The organism is Cutibacterium porci, from assembly GCF_009696315.1.
Taxonomy (GTDB): domain Bacteria; phylum Actinomycetota; class Actinomycetes; order Propionibacteriales; family Propionibacteriaceae; genus Cutibacterium; species Cutibacterium porci.
Genome location: NZ_VUMG01000003.1, coordinates 426,114 through 451,259, shown reverse-complemented (window position 1 = coordinate 451,259; position 25,146 = coordinate 426,114). Strand labels below are relative to the sequence as shown.

Below are 25,146 nucleotides of genomic sequence, written 5' to 3'. Positions count from 1 at the left end.
TCATCTACTCCTCAGCCGAACCTCGAAGGCGTCCCGTAATCCATCACCGACGAAATTAAACGCGACAACCAGAATGATGATTAGTACTCCGGGCGGATATAGCAGCCACCAGTGACCCGAGTAGACCTCGGCGAGCCCGTCGGAAAGCATGCCGCCCCAATTGGCTGCTGGTGGGGGAACCCCGAGGCCGAGAAATGACAGGTATGCGACGTAGAGGATGGCGTCTGCCACTTGAAAGGTTGCATTGACGATGACGGTGCCGATGGCATTACGCACAATGTGAGTGCGTACGGCGCGCAGCGAGCGACCGCCCATGCCACGCATAGCGACGATGTACTCTCGGCTTCGCAGAGCCAGCGACTCACCGCGGATGAGTCGAGCTGGGTTGAGCCAAGCGAATGCGCCAATGATGATTACCAATAAGGGCACGGTCGGTGTGACGATCGTGGCGATGAGCATGAAGAGAAACAAGGCCGGGATAGCCATGAGTGAGTCGACGATTCGCATCATCGCAGCGTCCACCCATCCTCCGACGAATCCGGCTGTGGCGCCCCAAATCGTCCCGATGGTGGTGGCTAAAATGCCGGCTGCCAGGCCGACGATGATGGACGTCTGGCCGCCGAGCATGAGCCGTCCCAGTTGATCGTAGCCCACTGCGTCCGTACCGAGAGGGTGCGTGCCGGAGATGGGTAGGTAGGCATTGGGCAGCTGGGTGTGGACCTGATCGGTTCGCCAGATCGATGGCCCGATGAAGCATAGAGCGACGATGATGAGCAGGGTAACGAATCCTATGAAGGCCAAACGGTTCTCGAAGAAGACCTCCACTCCCTGTTTGAAGAGACTGGTGCGTCTGCTGGTCCGTCTCCCTATGCTGGAACGCGTGGGATGTGCAGGTTTAGAACCTCGGTTCTGAGGATCGGGAATAGCGATCTCGGTGCTCATCGGTCTGCTCCTCCGTAGCGAATCCGCGGGTCGACGACGGCGTAGAGAACGTCTGCAATGAGGGCGCCGAGCACGGTGGCCATTGAGATAATGATGGTGACGGCTAGCAGGATGGGGTAGTCGCGGAACTGGGCCGCTTGCCAGAACAACAGACCCATGCCGGGGTAGTTGAACAGCGACTCCACTACCAGTGCACCGGAAAACAAGGCAGGCAACTGCATGCCGAGTAGGGTGATGATCGGAAACAGCGAGTTGCGCAGGGCATGGACGATGACGACTCTTTTCTCGGTAATTCCTTTGCTGCGGGCGGTGCGGATGTAGTTTTCCTCGAGGTTGTCAACCATTGAGGAGCGCATGTAGCGCGCGTATACGGCCAGCGTGACAATGGCGAGTGTCGTCGTGGGGAGCACGAGCGATTTCCCTTGGCTAAGAACTTCTCCGACACTGAACCCTTGGGGCGCTTCTGGCGGGAAGATCGGCCACACCTGTGAAAAGAGAATGATGAGAACGAGGCCCAGGAAGAACAGTGGTGTGGAATATGCGAGCATGGCGATGACGGTGAGAGCGTAGTCAGCTGCGCGGTTGCGCTTGACGGCTTGGATAGCGCCTATAGGGATCGCGAGGATGATGGCGATGGCTGCCGATATAAGACTGAGGACAATCGTTTTCGGGAGCCGCTGACCGATCGCATCGGCAACTGGCATGTTGAGCCGATAGGAGTGTCCGAATTCCCCGTGGGAGATCTGGATCAGATAGTCGAAATACTGCTTCCATAGGGGTTGGTCGTAACCCATCTGGTGGTTGTATGCGTCGATCTGTGCTTGAGTGGCATCCAATCCCAAAGCCGAGCGAGCTGCTCCGCCTGGAAGTGCGTGAAGGATGGAGAAAGTGATAAGCGTGACGAGTAGCAGCACTACGAGCGCCTGAAAGACGCGCTGCACGATGTATCGGGTCATCCTTTGCTCCCTCCTGAGGTGGGTGGTCGGGGCGTTGGGGTGGGGTCACCGGGGTGTTCCGGTGACGCCGGCTGGAATAAGGCGGGACCAGTAAGTTGGCCCGACCCCAGTGAAGTCATTTGATGGTCCAGTCCTGCGGGTACACGTAAAGCATGGGGTCCTGTGGATCGATGCCCTGGATGTTGGATTTCCATGCCGAGACGCGATTGACCGGGTTCGGCATCCATAGCACAGGTAGGTCTTCTGCCAAGTAGTCGTTGTACGCTTTGAGAGCTGCTCGATCGTTCGAACGCATGGACGCATCAATAAGCTCGTCAGCCTTCTTGTCGGAGTAACTGCCCAGGTTTACCGGGCCACCGCTTTGGAAGAGCCGTTCACCGGACGCGTAGACCGGGTAGTACCACGACGACTGTGAACCGAAGAATGACAGGTCCCACTTGCAGTTCGTGTCGTTGGGTTTGCAGGCTTGCGACTCAGCCACTGAGTCAGGAACTTCTCGGATCTCCAGGTTGATACCGACGTTGGAAAAACTCGACTTGAGCTCGGCGAACATGTGGGTGGTCGAAGTGAAACCGGACTGGGAAATTACGGTGAAAGAGAGCTTGGCGCCCTGCTTGATTCCTTTGCCGCATTCGCCTTCGCCCTCCCCGGCTTTTTGGCAAGTAGTGACTCCGTCCTTAGTGACATTCCAGCCGTGGTCTTTGAGGAGTTTCTCGGCTTTCGCAGGGTTGTAGTCGTATGCGCAGCCTTTGGAGCTTCCGACGGTGCCCGGCTGTTGGGGTACCGGACCGCAGGTGGGAGATGCAGTCTGGTTCCAGATGACCTTGGAGATTCCCTCCTGATCGATGAGGTATTGCATTGCCTGGCGGATATACTTTTGAGCGAAAATCGGGCCGGACTTCGGGTTGTTGAAGTTAAGCGGCATGTAGGTTATCGACCAGCCATACCACGGTTTGACGGTGTAACCCTGTTTCTCGATGTATTTTTGCTGACTCATCGAGCTGGGTGGGATGAAGCCGTAGTCGATGCTCCCGGAACGCAGAATGTTGAACTCAGCGTCGTCGCTGGTGTACGGCTGCATGGTAAAGCTCGAGATATTCGCCTTGTCTTCACCGTCGTAGCCAGGACTGGCGACGAGCTTGGCCTCACCGTTTGGGGTGTACTTTCCGAGCTGGAAGGGTCCGAGAGTCGTCTTCCAGAGTTTGTTAGTGCCGTAGTTCTGTAAGTCTTCTGAGGCTGCACTTAGATATTTGAAGATTGCCTTGGCTCCGGCCGGGGTGCGGTCCTTTTCGCCGGGCTTGTCAGAGTCGCTGGTCTTAGACCAGGCGTGGGCTGGCATTGGCGCAAGTCGGTTCAGTTGGTTGTTGATGAACCACGCCGGGTTGTACTTCTCAGTCGTGGTGATGGTGAAGGTCTTATCGTCAATGATCTTGAAGGCTTTGACGTTGTCGGGGAACTGGCCTTTGCGGTAAGACGCCCATTTGTCGGTGTTATTGGTGACGATGTTCCACCAGAACTCCATGTCACGCGTAGTGAGCTCGACGCCATCGCTCCATGTGCGGTCCTTGAGGGTGATGGTGTAAGTGAGTGAGTCGTCGGACACGGTGGGAAGTTTGGCTACCGAGTGGCGTTCATCGATGTTGAACTCGTTCTTGGCGTCGAGTTTGTAGGAGAACAAGGCGGGGTAGACGAGCTGGGTGAGCATGGCGTTCTCACCCTGTGTCTTTCCAGGCGCGGACACCGGGAGGATCCAGTTAGGCGTGGCGGTGGCGAAGGATACGTTGTCGCCCTGTGTGCTGCCGCTTGCCTCAGATCGACCGGGGTTGCCATTGCCGTACGAGCACGAGGCAACCAACAGAGTTGCTGCCATCGCTGCGGTCATCACTAACAGTTTCTTTCGTGGTTTCTTCATGAGTTCCCTCAGCCTCCGTTGCCTGTTGGGACGAGCCTCTACTACCGCAAGATTAGCTCAAGTTGGCTACTTTGAGTGTTTTGGATGGAAAATAGTCTAACTTTTATTACTTTTGCTACACATGGTTGTAACAACGGGCATACTGTGGGCCGGGACGGCGGGCAGGCGTGATGACAGATTGAGGAAGCTGATGACAGATATTGAGCTCACCAACTTTGGCGCAACGGGTATGAACGAGCACGCACATGATCAGCTGGTCAGCGCCCCTGAGCAGCGAGTCGTTAAGGTTCTCCGAAAGACGCCGGGTCTCACTCGTGCCGAGATTGCCGAGAGCACTTCTATGCCGCGTTCCACGGTGAGCGCGGCGGTGCGGCACCTGCTTGAGTCGCGAGTCGTTGAAGAGTTTGAGTGCGCCGACTCTACCGGGGGTCGCCGTCCCACTAAGTTGCGCGTTGCACCAGCAGTTGGTAATGCCTTTGTTGCAGAACTTGGCCAGCATCATGCCCGGTTGGGGATAGCGTCTCGTGAGGGTGAGCTACTAGCTACCGACGACATCAAGATAGACATAGAGATCGGTCCGGAGAAGACGATCAAAGCCTTGGCAAAGGGGTGGCGAAGGCTTCGTGACGAAATCCCTGGAGCGTTGGTTTCAGCCGGTCTGGCGGTACCCGGCCCGGTCGACGGTAGTGGTCACGTCGTCGGGGCAGCACGGATGCCTGGATGGAGTGGAAAAGACATTGCCGGCATGCTGGCGCAGGAACTCGCGGTGCCATCAGTTATCGAGAATGACGCTCGCGCCGCGGCAATCGGGGAGTGGAACTGCCGCGGACGACACCTGGACTCCTGCATCTACGTCAAAGCTGGCACCGGCATAGGTGCTGGTTGGGTCAGCGGTGGTGTCGCCTACCGAGGCTCGCGCGGTCTTGCCGGCGACATCACCCATCTGCGGGTGCAAACCGATAACCCCCTACCGTGCACCTGTGGTAACTCTGGGTGTTTGGAGACGGTGGCATCGGGGGCTGCGATCTTGCGGCGGCTAGGCCACTTGGGTTCGTCCATTTCCACAACTTCGCAGTTGGTGACTGCCGAAAACAGCGGCGATCCCCAGGCGGTTTCCTTAGTGCGTGACGCCGGAATACGTCTTGGTGAGGTGCTTTCTAATCTTGTCAACTTCCTCAACCCAGTTCGCATCGTGTTGGGCGGTTCAATGTCGCAGATGAGTTCTTTGCTCGCAGGCGTACGCAGTGAACTGTACGAGCGCTGCTTGCCCATGTGCACTGAACATCTCGTTATCGAGACTTCGGCGTGCGGAGCTAATGCTCCGCTTATTGGCATGTCGATACTTGACTCTCATATGCCCATCTCACAGGAAGGCAATCACTGATGATACGTATAGCCATTTGTGGGCTTCATATCGAATCGAGTACTTTCACCCCCTACATGAGCACGGCCGCTGACTTCACGCAGCGTCGTGGCCAGACACTGCTGGAGCGATACCCGTGGATCACTGAGTCCCCGATCCCCGGCATAGACCACGTGCCCCGGGCCATTGCAGGTGAGGAGTGGGATGTGCCGGTAAAACGTCCGTGGAACCGTGGCGTTGAATGGGTGCCGATCCTGCACTGCTCAGCCCTGCCAGGAGGCCGCGTGGAGCGTTTGACCTATGAGAAGTGGCGCGTTGAAATCTGTGACGGGCTGGCGAAGGCTGGCCACTTGGACGGGATCTTCTTCGACATTCACGGAGCGATGAGCGTGCCAGGCTACGACGACGTTGAGGGAGATCTCATTAACGCCATCCGTGACGTGGTTGGCCCCGAGCCGATGGTGAGCGCCTCGATGGATCTGCACGGAAACGTCTCTGAAAAGCTCTTCGCGGGCTGCGATCTACTCACCTGCTATCGGATGGCACCGCACGAGGATGCGTGGGTGTCACGGGAGAGAGCAGCTCGGACATTGTGCGAGCGACTACGTTCCGGGAAGGGGAAACCGATTAAGGCGATGGTCACAGTGCCGATTCTGTTACCCGGCGAAAAGACATCCACCAGGCTCGAACCGGCGGCGTCACTCTACGGCATGGTGCCTGAGGTGGCGGCTCGTGACGGTGTTACCGATGTCGGGGTGTGGATTGGCTTTGCCTGGGCGGATCAGCCCCGCTGCACGGCAGCCGTCGTCGGGTTCGGTGACGACGAGAACAGCGTACGCGACGGGGTGCGTGAGATTGCACAATTCTTCTGGAAGGTGCGTCACGAATTTGCCTTCGTCGCTCCCACAGATGGGATTGAAGAAGCGGTAGATAAGGCGGTGGTGTCATCGCGGCGACCGTTCATTATCTCTGACTCGGGAGACAATCCGGGCGCTGGAGGTGCTGATGACGTGACGATTGCGCTATCTGTATTGCTGGCCCATCCCGAGATCACTGGCGGGGATCTCTCCGCGATCTATGCTTCCATCTATGACCCAGAGGCCGTGAAACTTGCTGACGAAGCGGGCGTCGGGGGCGTCATCGAGGCGGATTTAGGTGGACATGTCGATACTCGTATGCCCGGCCCTGTCCACCTAAGTGCCCAGGTGCGCTGCCTAGTTGATGATCCGGGCGGCCTGCGTACGGCAGTGCTAGGAGTCGGGGGGCTTAGCATTATCGTGACGACTCGGCGCAATCAGTACACGACCCTTGAACAGTTTGAACGGGTACAACTGGACCCTCGGACGACTGACATTGTCGTGGTGAAGATCGGATATCTAGAGCCGGATCTTTATAGCTTGGCCGCTGATTGGATCATGGCGCTCACCCCTGGCGGCGTAGACCAGGACCTTATGCGTTTGGGTTATAACCATCTGCGTCGTCCAATCTTTCCCTTTGACGAGGACATGCAGGATCCAGACTTCACTGGCATTACAGGGTGAGCGCTGTGGAGATTTCGCCAATCAGATCGAGGCGTGCAATCACGCCTCGATCTAGTCGGGTCTATTCAGCTGAGGATGGAGCCTGGCAGTTGTTGGATACTCCCTGGAGTACGAGTTTTTCGTTGGTCTGATTTTAGTTTGTGATTCGGATAAGGTCCGTGAAACTTTGCTGTGCTACCTATTCATGCTTGCTTTAGAGAGCCACTTCCTTGAACCAGCTGATTGACTTGTTGACGCGTCATATCTCTTCGGAGAGTCATTAGCTAGTGTTACTGCGAACTCTGCTGATGAGTGCTGTTGGGCTGAGATGATAACTCTGCGCACCATGTTCGTCCGGTACTTCACTAGTGGTATCTAAGCATGATGTCGCCGGCTATGAGGAAGAGCATTGCGATCGTCTTGGAGCCGGCATGCCGTGGGGTTTGGTGAGATGCTTTCTGTCGAGCATCAGCGAAGGACGGTCAAAGGTCGCAGGCGGTAAGAGGGGTCACTTGACCGCACCCGAAGTGATACCTGAAATAATGCTGCGCTGGAACACAATGAACAGCGCAACAATCGGCAAGCTCATAAGCAGTACGTAGGTGAAAATGAGATGCCAGTTATTGAGGTGTACCCCAGCGCTGGCGACTGTAAACAAATTCAGCGGCAAGGTGTCCATTCGACCGCCTACGATAAAGAAGGCATAGAAGACGTCGTTCCACACGTAAAGGCTGATGAGAATCGTGGCAGTTGCCAGCACTGGTCGCAGCAAGGGAAGGATGACCTTTACAAATACGCGCATAGGTCCAGCTCCATCGATTCGGGCTGCCTCCTCGAGGGATTCGGGTATCGTGCGGACGAATCCTGTGACGAAGAAAATCACCGTCGACAGATACATTCCGACATAGGCACAGATCATTCCAGTGGGGCGGCCAGCCAATCCCAACTGGCGCAGCAGCAATACCAAGGTGACGACTGCTGGAGGTAGGATAATGCCCGAAATTCCCAACGCGTAGATGACGGAGACGAGCTTGCCTTTGCGCCGAGCCAGCACCCACGATGCCATCGATCCGATGACTAAGACGACGACCACCGAGGGTATTAGCAGGAATAACGAGCCCAGATACGCCCAGCCGATCCTTGTCTGGTCGGTGACAGTGGAGATGTTGGTCAATAACTGCCAGTGGTGTGGCAATGACATGTCCGGGGTGAGTGCGTCGGCCTGGGACTTCCCCGCGGTGACGATGACCGTCCACAGTGGTATCCCGACGACGATCAAAGCTAGCAGTGCCGCGCCAATTGGTTGAATGATGCGTTTGGTCATGACATTTTCCCTTCACGGCGACGAAGCATCCCGATCACGGGGAATGCCAAGATCACAACGGCCACGAAAAGCACCAGGCTCATTGTCGTTGCCTGAGCGTAGAGGCCCTGGCCGAAAGTTCGGAAGATGAAGAGATTGAGTAGTTCGGTGGAGCCGCCGGGGCCTCCGCCTGTCGTCGCCTGAACAATGTCAAAGGAGTTCATCGACCCCAGTAAGGCGGTGGCGACGTTGAATGTCACCGCTGGGGCGACGAGAGGTAGGCGGATATGGTGGAATGCCGCCCACCGTGACGCTCCGTCGATGCGTGCCGCTTCGAGCACTTGGGCGTCGATCGTCTTAAGCCCGGCCAGGTACACGAGCATCGACATGCCCATCCACTTCCATGAGTGAATGACGATGCACACGAGCAGAGTCCACGTCGTCGAACCCAGCCAGGAGACTTTCACCGGAGACCCTATGAGCATTCCGAGCATTTGGTTGAGCCCGCCGTCGGGGCGCAGCAACGCTTGAAAAATGTAACCAGTCGCTAGTGCCGAGAGGATCACGGGGATAAAGAAAATTACCCGGACGATCTTGTTGACGAGGGTGTCGCGCTCCAACATCACGGCCAGCACCAGTCCGAACAGATTCTGCAAAACGGCCACGCCAGCTGCGTAAATAAGGGTGATGATCAGGGATTTCCGTAAGCTCCCTGATGCGATGAGATCGGAGAAATTGCTCCAGCCTACTGGGTTGATGGCCGTTTTGAAGCTCGACCAGTCTGTGAAAGCGTAGATGAAGTTGTAGATCGTTGGTGTGAGGAAGAACACCGCGAGCACGGCGAGCGCGGGTACGACGAATCCCCAAGGGTGCGACTGGTTTGCATTGCCGTGTCGCGGTGCGGCTTCCATCGAGGGCATACGGATCAGAATCCCTTCGCGCCGATCGCCTTGGCGAGCTGGGCGAACTGGGACTGAGTCTCTGAAGCCACTTGTGCCGGGGTTTTCGTGCCAGCGATCATGTCACCGAGGTTTTTTGCCAAGTCGGGATTAGCGATGGCAAGAGACTGCATCGAGCCGACTGAGTCTTTGAGGGTAGCGTTCGAGTCGATGAGGGCTTTGGGTACGGAATCGGGCGTTCGAACACCGTTAATGATGGAAACGGTGTTTTGTCTCTTGATGAAGGACGCGTAGCCGTCGGACAACCAGTAGGTGATGAACTGACGTGCCGCAGTCTCCTTCTTGGCATCGTTCGACTTGAAGGCAACCACTGCGTTGGTCTGGTCGGGGATTGACGTTGCCACAGTTCCCGATTTAGAGATGGGGAAGAACCCGATCTTCTTGTCGAGAGTGGCAGTGTCGGTTCGGGCGGCCATGTTGCCCAATAGGCTCGTTACTTGAATGGCCATCGCTGCTTTCCCGTCGAGCAGTGCCTTGGCTTGGTCGTTGAAAGTTCCGGTCTTTATGTCCGAATTGAACAGGCCGTCCTTGATCATGGTGTCGTAGGTGTTGATAGCACCTTGGATCTCAGTGCCGGTGAACTTATCCTCATTTCTGTTGACTTTGTCCCATAGACCGGCCTTGGCGGTGTCGGCCAGCTGTACCTGAACCGCCCACTGGCTGGCCCACCACTCTCCGCCCATCTCGTAGAACGGGGTCTGGCCAGCAGCCTTGAGTTTCTTGGCGATGGTGAGCATCTCGTCGAAATTTTTCGGCACCTGGACGCCGTTCTTGGTGAAAACTTCTTTGTTGTACCAGACGCCCATGACTGAGGGTGCTGAGACGAAGGCGGCGTAGCGGTGCCCGTTCAATGAGCTACCGGCAGCCAGGACGTTCTTGTCAGTTTTCGACTCCCACGGGGCGTCGTCGAGCACCTGCAGATGCTCTTTGGCCCCCAGGCTGGTCAGCATCGACGTCGTCGGTTGCCACATGGCCAGGTCAGGGACGTCACCGGTGGCGACTTTGGTCTGGACACTCTGCTCGTAGGGGTCGGGGAGAGTGACGATCTTGATTTTGGCTCCGGTAGCCTTACTGAAGTCCGCAACGACCTGCTTGGGGATCGATGCCGACGACTGGGCGGCCCACATCGTCAACTCCACATCGTGGAGATTGGTGGTTGCTGACGGCCATGACTCTGATCCTGAGGATTGCGGTGAGCCTGAGCCTGGATCGGAGCAGGCAGTGAGGCACAGCGTCGCGATGGCTCCTACTGCGACAGCCTTGAAGGGGCGATTCATTTCTTCTCCATTTCTGCGACGTCGGTGACGCAATCGTGAAGGTCCCGGACGCGGAAGACCCGGCCGGTTGGTTTGGGAGACGGGCAACTAAGTCGAGGAGAACCCGATGAGTCAGCAATATGAATTCCTGGGTCGGGGACTAGAGAGGCTGGTGGATAAAGAGGCACGAGGTGGGTCCCAGCCAGATCAGGTAAGTCGAGAATTGTCGATTCGGTGCCAGGACGATGCCAGACGATGATCACCCCGTCACGAGACGACTTTTTTCGACGCCCGGTGACGATCCATTCGTCATTCCAGCCGGCAAGGCCGTTCGGCCACCACGGTATCTGGCTGGTGAGATCTGACCGTAAGGCCTTAGCTACCTCCACGCCAGACTGCACGAGAGCCATCTGGTGAGCATTCATGCGATCGACATGACCGGACAGGTAAAAGGTGCCAGCTAAAGAGGTAGTGACAGTAAAGACGATTTGCTCGTCGTCCATGTCCGGCTGTGGATAAGCCCAGTTGGCGGCCTGTTCGGGCAAAATCGTCATTGGTGAATTGGCGGCGATGGGCGGGTAACGCACCGAATCTTGGAGGTCTGATGTCGACTGGATGGCTGCTCGGGCCAACAGGGCATAGTCGGTGGTCATCCCCCCAGATGCGCAGTTCTCGACGACGAGTCCAGGGTGACGACGAGAGAGGTCGGTAAGCCAGGAGGCCCAAGCGCGGCAATGCCCGAGCAAACCGTCACCAGGAGAATCTGCGTCCTCATCGGGGCCAGAACCGACAGAGAAATTGTCATCAATCTTGAGATAGCCGATGCCGTAACTGACCATCCTGTCGATGACGGAATCTAGGTGAGAGCGAGCTTGCGGATTGCGCATGTCCAGACGCACCCGATTCTGTTCGACGATCGGAACTCCTGCACGGCGCATGAAAGCCTCCGGTGGTAGATCATTGACGAGGGGACTGCGCAGACCGACAGCCAGCGGTTCAATCCACAGGCCAGGCGTCATGCCGTAGGAGAGAATGAGATCAAGGGTGCGGCGGAGCCCGCCAGGAAATCGGCGAGGCGAGGGCTCCCAACAACCGACGTCGTCCCACCAGTCTGTGTCGTCGGAGTGCCATCCGGCGTCGATACAGTACACCTCGGCTCCGGTGCGAGCCGCGGCTGGGATGAGCGCCGAGAGTCGTTCGGCTGTTGGATCGGCCATGAGGGTATTCATGTAGTCGTTGAAGACGATCGGAGCTGCTGTGCCACTGCTGCCCCTCAACACGCGGCGGTAGGTGCTTAGTTCGGCTGCCGCGCCCTGCCAGCCGTTATCAGATACCGCTAACGTCACCGTGGGGGTAGTGAAAGTCTCGCCTGGGTCGAGTTGGTGCATCCAGTGGTGCTGAAGGTCAGTCGGCCCGAAGAGGCAGAGGCCCAGGGTCGAAGAGCGCCGGGCTAATTCAACAGTCCAGCCACCGTTGTGCTCAATCTGCCAGCCTACGGTGCGTTCAGAGGCCGGGTCAGTAATAAAGCCGACCGGTTCCCAACGTCCCGATGACCAACCGGACTCAGAGGATAGGATGAAGCGGTCGCGTGGGGATTCTCCATGCAACTCGGTGCCGACGGCCACCAGAAGATCGGACAGGTGGTGATGGGCCCACCGTTGCTCGGCCATCCACGCGCTGGGTGCGATGAGCACATCCAGGTTATCGAGCTCGGCTCCAGACAGGAGGCTGGCGCACATCGCAGAGACGGCAGTGAGGTGGACCGGGAGCTTGCCGTCATTCTGTACGGTTGTTTGCCCGCGCAATGTCCCTGAGGTGGGGTGCCAAAGATCGACGGTGACGGTGAGTTCGGATCTTGGATCATGCTGGGTGATACGGGTGCCGGGCCACGGCGAAGTGAGCGGTTCGCGGTGAACAGGACGAAGACCGGCCCCCACAGCAGTCTGGGTGAGTCGATGGTCGACGAAGCATCGGCCATGTTCGAGGGTGAGGCATTCGACGAGGGGAAGCGCTGCCGTGCCGTCAAGAGCTCCGGCTGCCAAACCGATCGGTTGGTCGGGGGCCATCGCGAGCCGGTACGGCTGGATGACTTGGGTGACGTTGTGCATAGTGGTGAGCTCCTGGTCGGCCGGCATTGGCCGTTGTTCTTGATGCGGTTCACCCTAGGATCCAAAGAAGGGGCCGTCCACAGCGCATGAAAAAGCTGTTTTCACGCGCTCGTGGAGACGAGGGTCATTTGTCGTAGGCTGCATGGCATCCCTCAAGGGGTGACGATGTTGCATAGGAGCACACATGACACTGATCACACGTAGATCAGTCCTCGAAGCTGCCATTCTCACGGCGGTTGTTCCGGTGGTTGTCGGCCACGATCGAGCTGTCGCCACCGGAGCCGATATCGACCTCGGCGACTGGACCCTCCTGGGCGTTGGAGACGAGTTTTCCGATCCGGTCCGCAGTTCGGTTCAGTGGCATCGCGGCCTGTGGTACTCACACTCGGGAAGTGGCCTCTTTCGAGACGCGAACGTGTCCTTCTCTGACGGGCAGCTCCGTTTATCTGCCCGTGCCGAGCGGGTCGATGACTATTCCTACACTTTTGGTGCCGTCGAATCAGTCTTTGACTTGCCGGGCTTGTGCACCTATGTCGAGGTGCGCGCCAAGGTGCTGCCCTCGACCGCCCGGGTACTGTCGGCCATCTGGATGCAGTCATCTGCCCTTGACGGTGGCCCCCTTTTGCTGACCGGCGCCGAGCCAAACCCAGAGCTTGACGTCGAGGAAACTTTTGACTACATGAAGATGAACATTGCGACGCATGTGTGGCCTGATAACACGGAAACCACGCACCGGCGTTTCGGCGGCCACGCCTACCCGGTTGACGTCGACATTTCGCGGGATTACCACACGTACGGTGTCGAACGTCGCGACGGTCGGCTCCGATTCTATTTTGACCGTCACCTGGCGTGGGAAACGAAACCTAGTGACGCTTCTCTGTGGCGGATGTCGCGGCACATGGTCCTCAGTCTCGAAGGGCATTTAGGGGCCCCAGTCGTCAGTCAGCTCCCGGCTAGTTTTGACATTGATTACGTGCGCGCCTGGTACGCCCCGAACCCGACACTAGAGGCTGGCGACTATCGGCTGGCTAGTTTGGACGGGCGATTCTTGGGACTTGACGGCAGCGTCCTTACCTTGCAGACGAAGCCTCAGACTTGGCGTGTTGTCCAGCACGACGACTGCACTTACAGCCTTTCGACTCCTGGCGGTGCTGTCCTCGGTGTCGACGCCGAGGACGGTAAACATGAGGTCGTCGTCGGATCCGGACGTCGGACGACGTCGGATGCCGGGGGTAGTCTCAATCGCTGGCACATGCTTGCAGATGGGGCCGGGCGTACCCTGCACTCAAAGTTCACAGGCTTGCCGATCGTCGTAGCTGATAACAGGGTGATCGAAGGTTCGGATTCGGCCATGGCAGCGGTCTGGACGCTCACCGCTGCGGTTCCCTCGCCCCTTCCCAACCGATCGGCAATATCGATTCCCGTTCCGTCTGCGCCGGCTTGTTCCACCTCAGCAGCCCCCAGATGCGTCCCCGTCGCGCCCTGGTCTCCTGCGGATGCGCCTGCCGAGGGCCGGAGTGTGAACCCGGTATTGTCCAGTACATGGAACGTGACCCGGCCATGGTGAGGCGGCCCTGGTGGCCCCCGCGATTAGCTGACGTCGCCGAGCGTTCCGGCGTCTCCTTAGCAACGGCGTCGCGTGCCTTGGCGCGTCAAAGTGGTGCTGAGGGCACCCTTCCGCGCGCCACTGAGGAGATTCTCACTGCGGCCACCGAGCTGGGGTATCGGCGTGCTGATCCCGACGTCGCCCGGTTGCACGTTCTCGTTTCCGACATCGGCCGCACCGGTTACTGGGCGACGCTCTCGGGTGTGCTAAGCGCGGCCCTGGACCTCGGCGTTGAGACCTCTTTACATGTGCTGGCTGGGTCGCCGATGCAATGCCGTTCCACCGTGCGATGCGCCTTAGACGCTCGAGCCGATGGGGTTGTCGTCCTCGAGTTTGATTCCCCCAGCGTGGCTCTCCTGCCTGGGTTGCCCGTCGATCTTCCGGTTGCTATTGCCGGGGGAAGACCCGAAAAGGGCGAACCCTGGTCTCGTGCGTGGACCGATGATCATGCAGGTGCAGTAATAGCCACAGAATACTTGGCGGGTTTGGGTCACCGTCGCATTGCCTATGTCGGAGTTCCGCCTGCTGGACACCCTGATCCGCGATGTGCGGGGTGGCGCGAAGTCCTGTCTGCTCGAGGCCTCCCATCGCTCGAACCGTTGGCAACTGGGTGGTCAGTTGAGACGGGTATGCACGTTGCACGGGCGGTACGAGCGCACAGGGTGACGGCAGTCTTGTGTGGAAACGACGACTTGGCGATCGGCCTCTTGACAGGGCTTGACAGGCTGGGATTGAGGGTTCCCGAGGACGTCTCTGTCGTCGGCATGGATGATCATCCACACTCGGTGGCCACTCGGCCAGCGCTTACGACGGTGCGGCTTGATTTTGCGGCCGTGGGAGAAGCTGCGGCCCGCCTTGCCCTTGGAACGGATCCCAGCGGAATAGTCGAGATCCCTACGGCCCTGATCGTCCGGGCTTCAGCGTGCCCTCCGGTGGATGACCCCGCCGACCCTTAACGTCGGCATGGTAGGACCATGACTATGGACCCACTGACCGCCCTGGAAACCTCCACCCGCATCGCCGCTGGCGACGTCGGGGTCCTTGAGGTTATTGATACCGCCCTCGAAGCGGCACATGCCGACGAGTGTCACGCGTGGACGTGGATCGATGACACCGGGGCTCGGAACACCGCCCGCGAACTCCAGCATCAGCTCGATGTAGGACAGGTCCGTCCGGGCCCCTTGTTCGGCGTTCCTTGCCCGATTAAGGATCTCAACGCCTTGAGCGGAGCGCCTCGTGCCGTCGGTAGTCAGGCCGTCGGCGGGACGCTGGCAGACTACGACGATGGCATCGTCGCTCGACTCAAATCGGCTGGTGCTATCCCGATCGGGACGACGGCCGCACCCGAATTCGGGCTCCCCTGCTATACCGAGCCGGACGGGCGGGCGGCTACCGTCACCCCGTGGGACCACACCCGGATGGCGGGAGGGTCATCCGGTGGTGCAGCGGCCGCCGTCGGGGCCGGGGAAGTGCCGATCGCCCAGGGATCCGATGGCGGAGGATCAATACGCATTCCGGCGTCATGCTGCGGGGTCGTCGGCCTTAAGCCCAGTAGGGGCCGGGTCTCGTCAGGGCCTTACGGGATTGACGGCCCGGGGCTGGTGAGCAGCGGGGTGCTGACCCGCACAGTGCGCGACACCGCAGCTGCCCTCGACGTACTATCCGGGCCGTGGCCGGGCGACCCTTACTACGCCCCGTCGTCGACAGGGACCTTTCTGTCGGTCTGTGACCGTGACCTGAGACCGCTACACATCGGAATACTGCGCGATCCGGTCATCGCCGATACCCAGGTACATCCGGATGCCCTGACGGCGCTCGACCGGACGGCAGCCACCTTGGAGTCGATGGGCCACATCGTCGAGCAGACGAGTGCCCCCTTTGGCCCTCCCGAGTGGGAATCTTTCCGATGCGTGTGGGAAGTCGGGGCCGCCGCGATTCCGGTTCCGCCCGACCGTGAAGAATTCTGCACACCCATGTCCAGGTGGCTGCGCGACCAGGGCCGACGTCGCAGCGGAGTCGAGCTAGCCGACGCCTTGGCCGGTATCCAGATGGTGACCCGCCGAGTCGGGCAGCATTGGCACAGCTTCGACGTCATCGTCAGCCCGACCCTAGCCCAGCCTCCCTTGCCGATAGGAGCGCTGCGGAATGATGACGATCCGGCGGCTGATTTCGACGCGCAATGCCGTTTCACACCGTGGACCAGCCTATGGAACATTACCGGGCGCCCAGCAATGAGCCTGCCATTGCACACAACGATTATTGACGGCGTAGAACTGCCCATCGGCATCATGCTTGGCGGTCGGCTGTACGGCGAGGCCACTCTGCTGGCACTCGGTTGTGCCCTCGAAAGCGCTCGGGGGCATGAGCGCAGTTTCCGATAACCAAAAATCCCGACTCGCCTACGGTGGCAGCACTGACGTGCCTGTCTCCGGGGCGGGGCGGGATTTTTTGCATGCCTACCGGCGCGCAGTCATGGCTGTGACTACATGGCGTGACGAAAATCGTCACCTCGCGCGGTTACCGCACATAATGATCGCTCCAGAACCGAAACGGCCCTGGAGCGATCATGCAGGATGGTGATAGCTCAGGAGAGCTTCATGGTGCCGGTCTCCAAGAACCGGGTGTGCCACGAATATGCCTCATTCAGCAAATGCGGGGTGTGCTTGAACTTGCAATCACGCAGCGCACGCTCGTAGTAGTCGAGCAGCATCGGCCGGAAATCCGGGTGGGCGCAGTTCTCAATGATCTTCGGCGCGCGCTGGCGGGGGGCCAGGCCGCGCAGATCAGCGATGCCCTGTTCGGTAATGATAACCATGCCGTCGTGCTCAGTGTGGTCGACGTGGGAAACCATCGGGACGATCGCTGAAATGGCACCGCCCTTGGCCGTCGACGGGGACACGAAGGCCGAGATGTAGGCATTGCGGGTGAAGTCGCCAGATCCGCCGATGCCATTCATCATCCGCGAGCCCATGACGTGGGTCGAGTTGACGTTGCCATAAATGTCGGCCTCGATCATGCCGTTGGCACCGATGACACCGAGGCGGCGAATGACCTCGGGGTGGTTCGAGATCTCCTGCGGGCGCAAGATGATGTGGTCGCGGTAGAAGGCCGCGTTCTCGTTCATCTTGTGGGCGTAATCAGGCGACAGCGAGAAGGCTGTGGCGGACGCGACGTCGAGCTTGCCGGCGTCAATGAGGTCGATCATGCCATCCTGAATAACCTCGGTGTATGAGGTCAGGTGCTCCAGATCGGAATGCAGCAGGCCGTCAAGAACGGCATTCGGGATGTTGCCGACACCCGACTGTAGGGGCAAAAGGTTCTTGGGTATACGGCCCTGCTTGACCTCGTTGTCGTAGAAGTCGAGTAGGAATCCGGCAATCTTGCGGGAGTCGTCGTCGATCGGCTTGAACGGGGTGTTGCGGTCAGGGCCATCGGTCTCGATGATGGCCACAACCTTGTTCTGGGGGATGTGGAGGAACTTGTCACCAATCCGGTCACCGGGGTGGGTGATCGGGATGGGCACGCGGTTCGGGGGCAGTGCGAAACCACCGTAGATGTCGTGCATTCCTTCGAGGTCCTCGGACTGCCACGAGTTGACCTCGATGATGATCTTGTCAGCGACCTCGCAGTAAACCGCGTTGTTGCCAACCGATGATGTGAGGACGACGTCCCCGTCTTCGGTGATCCGGGTGGCCTCGATGACCGCGAAGTCGACGTTGCCAAAGAATCCCTGACGCACCATCATGCCCGACTCCGACAGATGAATGTCGGTGTAGAAGGAGGTGCCGTCGTTGATCTTGTTTCGCATCTGCGGATCGGACTGGTACGGCATGCGCCAGCCGATGCCGTCAACGGCGGCAAGGGCGCCGTCGAGTTCAGGAGCGGTCGAGGCTCCAGTGAAAACGTTGACGGTGAACTTCTCTCCACGGTCGTGAGATTCCTGGATGCGCTTGGCCAGTGCACCCGGAAGCGCCTTCGGGTAGCCCGACCCAGTGAATCCACCGAATCCGATCTGGTCACCGTCATGGATGAGGGCAGCTGCGTCGTCTGCACTCATCACTTTCTGACGCAGGGCTGCGTTGGCAATCCGCTCTGACATCTGTCCTCCTGCCGCCGTGCGGCTGGTTGTCGGTGACGGCACACAGCGCTACCCGTGAGCCGTCGAAGAAACACTGTCTCGTTCCCGTCGAAGGCGGTCCGAAACCGTAACATTACTTTATATGGCGACTTGCCAGACGGGGTGGGCCACCCCTGCTATTTGGGATCAAGAGAGCACTGTTGCTCGTCATCAAGGTGCGTGCACGACTCGACGTTCGTCGGGCGCTTCCTTACTGTTGCCGGGCCATGACCATGATCACAATGTCTCGACGCTGATCTGTGTGGACAACGTGAGGCTGCTTCCTGGCAGGAGGCTCACCGCATTCTCCTTGCACATCCCGGTCTCAACGCATACAAAATCGCGCCATGCGCTGGCCGTTGGGTTATCGCTGTGTGCCGACGAGGAGCGTGGGTTCCACACTACGGCGCTGGGACACCGCGTGGTCTCCAGATGGATTCGGCGGTCCCACACCGGATCGACGAGGTCTATGGCTGTGCCCACTCCTTGGATGACGGTGTCGGTGTCGGGGGCGATGGCCAGTTCGTCGCAGTCGAAAGATCCCCGCTCACCGGTTGCGAAATTGTGCCACTCGGTGCCTTGAATTCCCCTGACTCGCGCCTGCGTAGCGTCTGCGACGCGAAAATAGCTATGCCACATTCCCTCGACGGTGCGCGGTGTGTGATCATGGTTGGTGAGGGTGAGCGTCATCTCTAAGGCTGCGTCGGTCATGACGACGTCGTGACGAATCCCGATCGACGCTGTCTCAGCAACTCCGGTGACGCGGAACGGCTCCGTGACTGTCACCTCGAAGGTGGCCCGGCGGGCCAAGCCATGCTGAGGGTCTTGATCATTGTTGGGCCCGTGACCAAACCACGGGGCACACAGCGGGATCCCTCCTCGGATCACGGCTTCGGATTCATCGGCGTGCTCGGGGTCGAACCAGATCACGGGCGTGTCTGCAGGTTGCCAGGAGAGGACCTGACAACCATGTTCTGCCACCTGCCAAGCGCCATCACGCGCTGTATGAATGATTCCGGTGCTCATATGTCCATGATCATGGTTAGTGAGTCCATACGGCGCGGACTGCGTCTATCCGCTCACACCTGATGGTGTTTCGTGCAGCCTCGACGGCTACCGGTTTCGCGCAGAATGCGATTGGTAACCCAGCGATCGCGAACATGTCAAGGTCATTAGCGCCGTCACCGACGGCGATCGTTCGCTCAAGATCGGTTCCGCGCTCTGAGACCCAGCGGCGCAGCCAGGTTGCCTTCGCGGCCCGGTCGATAACGTTACCCGCTACTCGCCCGGTGAGGTGATCGTCAACGACCTCAAGTTCATTGGAGGCCGCGAAATCAGCCCCGATGTGGTCGAGCAACGGGTTAACGAAGGCTGTGAACCCGCCAGACACCAATCCGACGGCGGCTCCAACCTCATGCGCGGCGGCTACAAGCTCAGCCGCTCCCGGTGTGACGATGGTGGCCTTGCGCGCCTCCTCTAGCGCCCCGATATGCAGCCCTTCCAGACACCTCACCCGGGCGTGCAGCGATTCCGTGAAATCCAGTTCGCCAGCCATGGCGCGGGCGGTGATCTCGTGCACTTCGTTGGCCTTCCCGGCACATTCGGCGAGCAGGTCAATGGCCTCAGTGCGCGTGATGGTGGAGTCAACGTCACAGACGATGAGACTAGGTGGCTCGGTGGCCAGTGCACCGTGGGGATGCAGCACGCCGACCCCGTTCGCGGCGGCTATGTCACGCACCTGCGTCATATTGCCCTCAAAAGACATGGCGTATTCGAAAATGTGGGCAGCCCATTCACCAGTGTGCATGCCGCGCATACAGGCGGCATCGGGCCACAGCAGGCTGCCGGGGGCGCGGAGGCTGGAGCGATCGTCGCTGACGAGGATGACGCGAGAGTTCATGAGACCACGGTAGGTGTGTTTGACCGGTTTCGGTGGAAGTCCCGGTCCTCGGCCCGGTGCGAATCGTAAAAGGCGAGTTGTGACAGTCGTCGTGTCTGTGGCTCATCGACGCACTGCCCTTACGACGGTATAGCGACGATTCCGCCCAACGCGGCTAATTGGCCCCACAGTGCGCTGTATGTGCGACGCCCATGGTAAGTGGTTGTTATATACGCACCACAGTGTTCCCGCGGGGCGCAACACTCGCGCTGTGTCGGCCAGCATGGCCAGCGTGGGTGCGTGATCTTGAGCGGTGCCTCTGTGAAAGGGAGGGTTGGTGACGACGACGTCGACGCTCTCATCGGGGATGTCGGCTAGTCCGTCACACCAATGAGTGACGACGTTGAGCCGGTTTGCCTGTGCGGTGAGGGCAGTGGAATCGACGGCCTGCCACGACACGTCGGTGGCGTGGATCGTGGCGTGGGGGAGCCGTCGCGCTAGATGAGCAGCAATAACACCATTCCCGGAGCCTAAATCGACGGCCTGCGAGCCGACGTCGGCTGCGATGGCGTCGAGGTGATCGAGCAGCAGAGACGTTCCGGCGTCGAGCCCGGCAGTATGGAAGACCCCGCCGTGGGCCCGGATTATCAGTCCGTTGACAGTGCTGGTGCGCGGCCATTGCCCGCTAATGGCCGGACGTTCCCGAGGTGACGAGATGTGTAATACGCGCGCTTTGCGCACCCCGAGACTGGCGTGGACGTCGTCAAACCACCGGCCTGCGACGTCATTCATGGACCGGGTCATGTGCTTGATACGCCCACCAGCGACGATGTGGGTCTCGGGTCCGAGGACGCGCCACAGGTTCCCTAGCAATTCATCCAGCTCGTCAAGGCTTGTCGGCAGTCCCATCCACACGACGGGACCACCGGCAGCTTCGTTTGCGGTCAGGGGGTTGAGGCGGATGTTTTCAGGAATATCGGCAAGATCACGGCAATCATCGACCCACGCCCTGCACCTTGTCCCAGCCACTGGCACCAGGGACGGACGTCCCAACACCCACACCGAGTCAGTGTGCGGCGATTCAGCGGTGATGAGCTCGTCTACAGCGTTCTGGGGGGCAGCGTCCATGGCGGCAGTCTCGCAGATGGGGGTTGACGATGCTGGGTGGTCAACAACGTCGTCGGTGCGAAAAATGTCGGTTATGGCGCTCCCAGTGCAGTTTTAGGGCACATGTGGGCAGGTGTGGGTAGAAATAGCACGGCTACAGCAGCCGGCGGTGCGGTGACCCGACGCGGTGGTCGTCATGCTCTCACTGCCGCCAACGGGTGACTCAACGCGGCGGGTGACGCCCGAATAGGGTGGGGAAAGGTGTCTAGCGCAGCGGCAGCTCTAGGATGGCGACATGGCAGAGTCGCCCCTGGAAATTCACGTCATCGCCGATTCGACGGGTGAGACCGCCGTTCGTCTGGCTCGGGCTGCCCGTAGCCAGTTCGAGGGGGTCCATTGGCATATCGTGCGCCATCCGATGATTGGCACTGTTCCGGATATGGTTTCAGCTCTTGAGGCTATTTCTGAGGCTCACGAGGCAGGGCAATGGGTATGTGTCGTGCATACCTTGGTACTACCTGATATGCGCCGAATGGTCTCTGATGCCTGCGAGGAGATGGGGATTCGTGAGGTCAACCTCATGGGCCCGATGCTTGACGCAATGGAGGAGGCGTCGGGCTTAGATGCTGACGCGGTTCCGCGTCGCCCAGTGGGGGTTGAAGCCGACTATTTCACCCGGATCTCGGCGATGGAATTCGCAGTCCGCAATGACGATGGTGCTATTCCGGATCGTTTGACAGAAGCAGATATTTGCCTGGTGGGTGTGAGTCGTTCTGGGAAAACCCCACTGTCGATCTACCTAGGATATTTGGGCTACAAGACGGTCAACGTTCCACTGGTTCCCGGTATTGCGCCGCCAGCCGAGCTTGCTGCGGTGGATCGGTGGCGAATCGTCGGCTTGACGATCGACGCGCAGCGACTGCTGGAGATTCGTGGACGTCGTGTGCGCGGACTGGGCGGTTTCGGTAATGAGGACGGGTACGCTGACCTGGCTGCAATTTATGACGAGCTAGACGAGGTCGGCAAAATTCAGCGCCGGCTGGGCTGCCCCATCATTGATACGACCGGTTTGGCGTTGGAGGAATCGGCGACGAAGGTTATTGACGTGGTCGATCAGCGAGCTAAGACGGCTGGAACTAGGCTGCGCAGGCCGGCCGGTTCATATCGCATGCGCCCGTGATGACAGCTGGATCCGGTGAGGCCGCGGTAGCGGTGTGGCACGCGACGATATTCCCGCAAGTGTCCAAAAATGTCGCCATAGGGCGAACGATTGGTGCAATGCGACGACGGTTTAGTGTTACTCGTCACTCTTAGCCGTTCTCCTCATGAAAATGCGCCGCGAGCGTGAAAGAATGGCCACGCCGACCCAGTTAGGGGCCGGGCCTTGGGCTCGCGGCGTAGTCGCACGGGTCCGAACGCCGTGATTTGATGAACAGGCTGACACAGATCGAAGGAGATCAGTCATGACTGACCGTTACGTGTACGACTTGTCCGAGGGCAGTGCGGAAATGAAGCCGCTGCTCGGCGGCAAAGGCGCAGGAGTTGCCGAGATGAAGCGTCTCGGCGTCCCGGTGCCCGACGGGTTTACCGTCACCACCGAAGCCTGCGTGGACACTATGACGAGGAAGGGTGAGTGGCCCGAAGGTCTGGAGTCCCAGGTGTGGGAGGGCCTTAAGCGACTCGAAGAGCGCACCGGACGCGCCCTCGGCGACAGCACAAAACCGCTGTTGGTCTCTGTGCGGTCGGGCGCAGTGATCTCGATGCCCGGCATGATGGACACCATTTTGAACCTTGGCATCTCTGATGACACTGTTGAGGCCATCGCCAAGGAAGCTGACAATGAGCGGTTTGCGTGGGACTGCTACCGCCGTTTCATCCAGATGTACGGTGAGGTCGTCGAAGGGATCGACGCTCACGTCTATGAGGATGCTCTGACTGCTCTCAAGGAGCAAAAAGGTGTCGAGTCCGACACCGATCTGAGTGCCGACGACCTCAAGGGTCTGGTTGATACCTTCAAGAGGCTCTCGAACGAGCAGCTTGGCGGCAACTGGACGACCGATCCGCGTGAGCAGTTGATGCGTGCCGTCGACGCCGTCTTCCGTTCCTGGCTTAACCCGCGTGCCTTCGTCTACCGCAAGGCCAACAAGATTCCCGATGACTTGGGCACCGCCGTCAACGTGATGCAGATGGTGTTTGGTAACCGTGGTGACACCTCCGCGACTGGCGTTTGTTTCACCCGTAACCCCGCCACCGGAGCCAAGGAGCTCTACGGTGAGTTCCTCGTCAATGCTCAGGGTGAGGACGTCGTCGCTGGTATTCGTACCCCGCGCTCCCTTGCCGAGATGGAAGAAGTGCTGCCAGAGGCCTACCACGACCTCATCAACACCATGAAGAAGATGGAGTCGCATTACCGCGACATGCAGGACATGGAGTTCACTGTCGAAAACGGCAAGCTCTACCTGTTGCAGACCCGAAACGGTAAACGTACTGCGGCTGCGGCCCTCAAAGTAGCTCGTGATCTCGTTGATGAGGGTGTTATCACCAAGGAAGAGGCCCTCATGCGGATCGAGCCTGCTCAGCTCGATCAGCTATTGCATGAGGCTATTGACCCCGACCACACTGAAGAGCCCGTCGCTGAAGGTCTTCCGGCCTCTCCGGGTGCTGCCGTCGGTGAGGCTGTCTTTGACGCCGACGTCGCCGCCGAGCGTGGCGCTAAGGGTGAAAAGGTCGTTCTCATCCGGTTCGAGACCACTCCTGACGACATTCACGGCGTCATCGTTAGCCAGGGCGTCCTGACCGCCCACGGTGGTATGACATCTCACGCCGCCGTCGTCGCTCGTGGTATGGGCAAGCCGTGTGTTGCCGGTGCCCGCGGCATCAAGATTGACGCCAAGGCGGCCACCCTGACCATCGGCGACATTGTCATTCACGAGGGGGACATGATCACCCTCGACGGATCCACCGGCGAGGTCTTTGCTAGCGGCCTTAAGCTCATCCCGCCGCAGATCAATGAGGACTTCCAGGAGGTGCTCTCGTGGGCTGACGAGGTTCGTCGTCTGGGTGTTGAGGCCAATGCTGACAACGCTACCGACGCTGCCAAGGCTCGTGAATTGGGTGCCGAGGGCATTGGTCTGTGCCGCACCGAGCACATGTTCTTCGGAGCTGATCGTCTACCGGCGATGCACGAGATGATTACCGCCGAAACTCCGGAGGAGCGTCAGGCTGCCGTCGACAAGATCCTGCCCATGCAGCAGGATGACTTTGAGGGCATTTTTACCGCGATGAAGGGCCTGCCTGTTACGGTCCGTCTGCTTGACCCGCCGCTCCACGAGTTCCTGCCGAACCTCGTCGAGCAGTCTCTGAAGGTCCAGAAGATGGAGGATCAGGGTGCTGACGCCGGTGAGCTTGACAAGGAGCGTCGTCTGCTAGCCCAGGTCAAGAAGCTGCACGAGCAGAACCCGATGCTCGGTACTCGCGGTTGCCGTCTCGGCATGCTCTACCCGGAGATCCCCGATATGCAGGCTCGCGCGATCATTCGCGCCGTCCTGTCAGTGCTCAAGAAAGAGGGAGAGACTGTTCAGATCCACATCATGATCCCTCTGGTCTTCACCCCTGTCGAGCTGGAGACTCATCGTCGGATCGTCCAGCAGGCCATCGACGAGGAATTCGAGGCTGCCGGTACCAAGGTCGACGTCAAGATCGGCACCATGATTGAGTTGCCACGCGCCGCCCTCATCGCCGACAAGATCGCCGAGGTTGCCGACTTCTTCAGCTTCGGCACCAACGACCTGACTCAGACCACCCTGGGTATCAGCCGTGACGACGCCGAGAATGGCTTCCTTACCGAGTACTTGCGCACCAAGGTCCTTAAGAATAATCCGTTCGCGTCGATCGACCAGGAAGGCGTTGGCCAGCTCGTCGCCGGGGCGGTTGAGAAGGGCCGCAAGACTAACCCAGAGCTGTCCCTGGGCGTCTGTGGTGAACACGGTGGCGATCCGGACTCGATTCACTTCTTCAACAAGACCGGGCTCGACTATGTGTCTTGCTCCCCGTTCCGCGTACCGATTGCTCGGTTCGCTGCGGCTCAGGCTGTGATCTCCCAGCAGGAAAAGTGATCT

The 25,146-nt window shown here is 59.3% G+C and carries 18 protein-coding genes; 7 read left to right on the top strand and 11 right to left on the bottom strand.

Going from position 1 to position 25,146, the window contains the following annotated elements:
* The 3 genes from FYJ43_RS09515 to FYJ43_RS09505 form a co-directional block, all read right to left on the bottom strand.
* Complete coding sequence (locus FYJ43_RS09515; protein ID WP_154564177.1) at nt 1-942, bottom strand: ABC transporter permease; 942 nt, start codon at nt 940-942, stop codon at nt 1-3.
* A complete protein-coding gene (locus FYJ43_RS09510) occupies nt 939-1,898 on the bottom strand; it encodes an ABC transporter permease (RefSeq protein WP_154564175.1) in 960 nt (319 codons plus the stop codon). Before FYJ43_RS09510 ends, FYJ43_RS09515 begins: the two co-directional genes overlap by 4 nt.
* Before the next feature lie 115 nt (nt 1,899-2,013).
* A complete protein-coding gene (locus FYJ43_RS09505) occupies nt 2,014-3,810 on the bottom strand; it encodes a peptide ABC transporter substrate-binding protein (RefSeq protein ID WP_154564173.1) in 1,797 nt (598 codons plus the stop codon).
* Nucleotides 3,811-4,000: 190 nt separating this feature from the next.
* On the opposite strand from FYJ43_RS09505, the gene FYJ43_RS09500 reads away from it, so the two are divergent.
* Both FYJ43_RS09500 and FYJ43_RS09495 read left to right on the top strand, forming a co-directional pair.
* Nucleotides 4,001-5,194 (top strand): ROK family transcriptional regulator, encoded by a 1,194-nt coding sequence (locus tag FYJ43_RS09500; RefSeq protein ID WP_154564171.1) that lies wholly within the window; start codon nt 4,001-4,003, stop codon nt 5,192-5,194.
* Nucleotides 5,194-6,714, top strand: coding sequence for a M81 family metallopeptidase (locus FYJ43_RS09495; protein WP_154564169.1), 1,521 nt, complete (start codon nt 5,194-5,196; stop codon nt 6,712-6,714). The genes FYJ43_RS09500 and FYJ43_RS09495 overlap by 1 nt, the downstream gene beginning before the upstream one ends.
* Nucleotides 6,715-7,201: 487 nt before the next feature.
* Here FYJ43_RS09495 and FYJ43_RS09490 read toward each other — a convergent pair whose 3' ends face one another.
* From FYJ43_RS09490 to FYJ43_RS09475, 4 genes are read right to left on the bottom strand one after another with little or no spacing between them, the layout of a single operon-like run.
* On the bottom strand, nt 7,202-8,017 hold the full coding sequence (locus tag FYJ43_RS09490) for a carbohydrate ABC transporter permease (RefSeq protein ID WP_154564167.1): 816 nt from the start codon (nt 8,015-8,017) through the stop codon (nt 7,202-7,204).
* On the bottom strand, nt 8,014-8,916 hold the full coding sequence (locus tag FYJ43_RS09485) for a carbohydrate ABC transporter permease (RefSeq protein WP_154564165.1): 903 nt from the start codon (nt 8,914-8,916) through the stop codon (nt 8,014-8,016). Before FYJ43_RS09485 ends, FYJ43_RS09490 begins: the two co-directional genes overlap by 4 nt.
* A gap of 5 nt (nt 8,917-8,921) precedes the next feature.
* The gene (locus FYJ43_RS09480) at nt 8,922-10,232 is read right to left on the bottom strand and encodes an ABC transporter substrate-binding protein (RefSeq protein ID WP_154564163.1); all 1,311 of its coding nucleotides are present in this window, start codon (nt 10,230-10,232) and stop codon (nt 8,922-8,924) included.
* On the bottom strand, nt 10,229-12,319 hold the full coding sequence (locus tag FYJ43_RS09475; protein ID WP_229771691.1) for a glycoside hydrolase family 36 protein: 2,091 nt from the start codon (nt 12,317-12,319) through the stop codon (nt 10,229-10,231). Before FYJ43_RS09475 ends, FYJ43_RS09480 begins: the two co-directional genes overlap by 4 nt.
* A gap of 184 nt (nt 12,320-12,503) precedes the next feature.
* Between FYJ43_RS09475 and FYJ43_RS09470 the strand changes: the two genes are divergently transcribed.
* The 3 genes from FYJ43_RS09470 to FYJ43_RS09460 are packed head-to-tail and all read left to right on the top strand — an operon-like array spanning nt 12,504 to nt 16,306.
* The gene (locus FYJ43_RS09470; RefSeq protein WP_229771690.1) at nt 12,504-13,886 is read left to right on the top strand and encodes a glycoside hydrolase family 16 protein; all 1,383 of its coding nucleotides are present in this window, start codon (nt 12,504-12,506) and stop codon (nt 13,884-13,886) included.
* Nucleotides 13,862-14,881: a LacI family DNA-binding transcriptional regulator gene (locus FYJ43_RS09465; protein ID WP_154564161.1), complete on the top strand. Its 1,020-nt coding sequence runs from the start codon at nt 13,862-13,864 to the stop codon at nt 14,879-14,881. Before FYJ43_RS09470 ends, FYJ43_RS09465 begins: the two co-directional genes overlap by 25 nt.
* Nucleotides 14,882-14,899: 18 nt before the next feature.
* Nucleotides 14,900-16,306, top strand: coding sequence for an amidase (locus FYJ43_RS09460; protein ID WP_154564159.1), 1,407 nt, complete (start codon nt 14,900-14,902; stop codon nt 16,304-16,306).
* A 203-nt stretch (nt 16,307-16,509) separates the two neighbouring features.
* Here the strand turns inward: FYJ43_RS09460 and FYJ43_RS09455 are convergent, their stop codons facing one another.
* The 4 genes from FYJ43_RS09455 to FYJ43_RS09440 form a co-directional block, all read right to left on the bottom strand.
* Entirely contained in the window at nt 16,510-18,024 is a 1,515-nt protein-coding gene (locus tag FYJ43_RS09455) for an acetyl-CoA hydrolase/transferase family protein (protein WP_154564157.1), read from the bottom strand.
* Between the two features lie 255 nt (nt 18,025-18,279).
* Nucleotides 18,280-19,068 carry an aldose epimerase family protein gene (locus tag FYJ43_RS09450; RefSeq protein ID WP_154564155.1) on the bottom strand — a complete coding sequence of 263 codons (789 nt, stop codon included), beginning with the start codon at nt 19,066-19,068 and terminating at the stop codon, nt 18,280-18,282.
* A gap of 16 nt (nt 19,069-19,084) precedes the next feature.
* A complete protein-coding gene (serB, locus tag FYJ43_RS09445) occupies nt 19,085-19,942 on the bottom strand; it encodes a phosphoserine phosphatase SerB (RefSeq protein ID WP_154564153.1) in 858 nt (285 codons plus the stop codon).
* A 102-nt stretch (nt 19,943-20,044) separates the two neighbouring features.
* Nucleotides 20,045-21,049, bottom strand: coding sequence for a class I SAM-dependent methyltransferase (locus FYJ43_RS09440; protein ID WP_154564151.1), 1,005 nt, complete (start codon nt 21,047-21,049; stop codon nt 20,045-20,047).
* 274 nt (nt 21,050-21,323) lie between these two features.
* Here FYJ43_RS09440 and FYJ43_RS09435 point away from each other — a divergent pair, with 274 nt between their 5' ends.
* Together FYJ43_RS09435 and ppdK are read left to right on the top strand one after the other, a co-directional pair.
* Nucleotides 21,324-22,208 (top strand): pyruvate, water dikinase regulatory protein, encoded by an 885-nt coding sequence (locus FYJ43_RS09435; protein WP_154564149.1) that lies wholly within the window; start codon nt 21,324-21,326, stop codon nt 22,206-22,208.
* 283 nt (nt 22,209-22,491) lie between these two features.
* Entirely contained in the window at nt 22,492-25,143 is a 2,652-nt protein-coding gene (gene ppdK / locus FYJ43_RS09430; protein ID WP_154564147.1) for a pyruvate, phosphate dikinase, read from the top strand.
* The last annotated feature ends 3 nt before the right edge of the window (nt 25,144-25,146 follow it).

Bases quoted from the DNA above. Each gene is read 5' to 3' on its own strand.
- FYJ43_RS09455 (WP_154564157.1), bottom strand. From the start codon at position 18,024: ATGTCAGAGCGGATTGCCAACGCAGCCCTGCGTCAGAAAGTGATGAGT.
- FYJ43_RS09435 (WP_154564149.1), top strand. From the start codon at position 21,324: ATGGCAGAGTCGCCCCTGGAAATTCACGTCATCGCCGATTCGACGGGT.
- FYJ43_RS09510 (WP_154564175.1), bottom strand. From the start codon at position 1,898: ATGACCCGATACATCGTGCAGCGCGTCTTTCAGGCGCTCGTAGTGCTG.
- FYJ43_RS09470 (WP_229771690.1), top strand. From the start codon at position 12,504: ATGACACTGATCACACGTAGATCAGTCCTCGAAGCTGCCATTCTCACG.
- FYJ43_RS09465 (WP_154564161.1), top strand. From the start codon at position 13,862: ATGGAACGTGACCCGGCCATGGTGAGGCGGCCCTGGTGGCCCCCGCGA.
- FYJ43_RS09505 (WP_154564173.1), bottom strand. From the start codon at position 3,810: ATGAAGAAACCACGAAAGAAACTGTTAGTGATGACCGCAGCGATGGCA.
- FYJ43_RS09500 (WP_154564171.1), top strand. From the start codon at position 4,001: ATGACAGATATTGAGCTCACCAACTTTGGCGCAACGGGTATGAACGAG.
- serB (WP_154564153.1), bottom strand. From the start codon at position 19,942: ATGAACTCTCGCGTCATCCTCGTCAGCGACGATCGCTCCAGCCTCCGC.
- FYJ43_RS09440 (WP_154564151.1), bottom strand. From the start codon at position 21,049: ATGGACGCTGCCCCCCAGAACGCTGTAGACGAGCTCATCACCGCTGAA.
- FYJ43_RS09480 (WP_154564163.1), bottom strand. From the start codon at position 10,232: ATGAATCGCCCCTTCAAGGCTGTCGCAGTAGGAGCCATCGCGACGCTG.
- FYJ43_RS09475 (WP_229771691.1), bottom strand. From the start codon at position 12,319: ATGCACAACGTCACCCAAGTCATCCAGCCGTACCGGCTCGCGATGGCC.
- FYJ43_RS09495 (WP_154564169.1), top strand. From the start codon at position 5,194: ATGATACGTATAGCCATTTGTGGGCTTCATATCGAATCGAGTACTTTC.
- FYJ43_RS09490 (WP_154564167.1), bottom strand. From the start codon at position 8,017: ATGACCAAACGCATCATTCAACCAATTGGCGCGGCACTGCTAGCTTTG.
- ppdK (WP_154564147.1), top strand. From the start codon at position 22,492: ATGACTGACCGTTACGTGTACGACTTGTCCGAGGGCAGTGCGGAAATG.
- FYJ43_RS09460 (WP_154564159.1), top strand. From the start codon at position 14,900: ATGACTATGGACCCACTGACCGCCCTGGAAACCTCCACCCGCATCGCC.
- FYJ43_RS09515 (WP_154564177.1), bottom strand. From the start codon at position 942: ATGAGCACCGAGATCGCTATTCCCGATCCTCAGAACCGAGGTTCTAAA.
- FYJ43_RS09485 (WP_154564165.1), bottom strand. From the start codon at position 8,916: ATGCCCTCGATGGAAGCCGCACCGCGACACGGCAATGCAAACCAGTCG.
- FYJ43_RS09450 (WP_154564155.1), bottom strand. From the start codon at position 19,068: ATGAGCACCGGAATCATTCATACAGCGCGTGATGGCGCTTGGCAGGTG.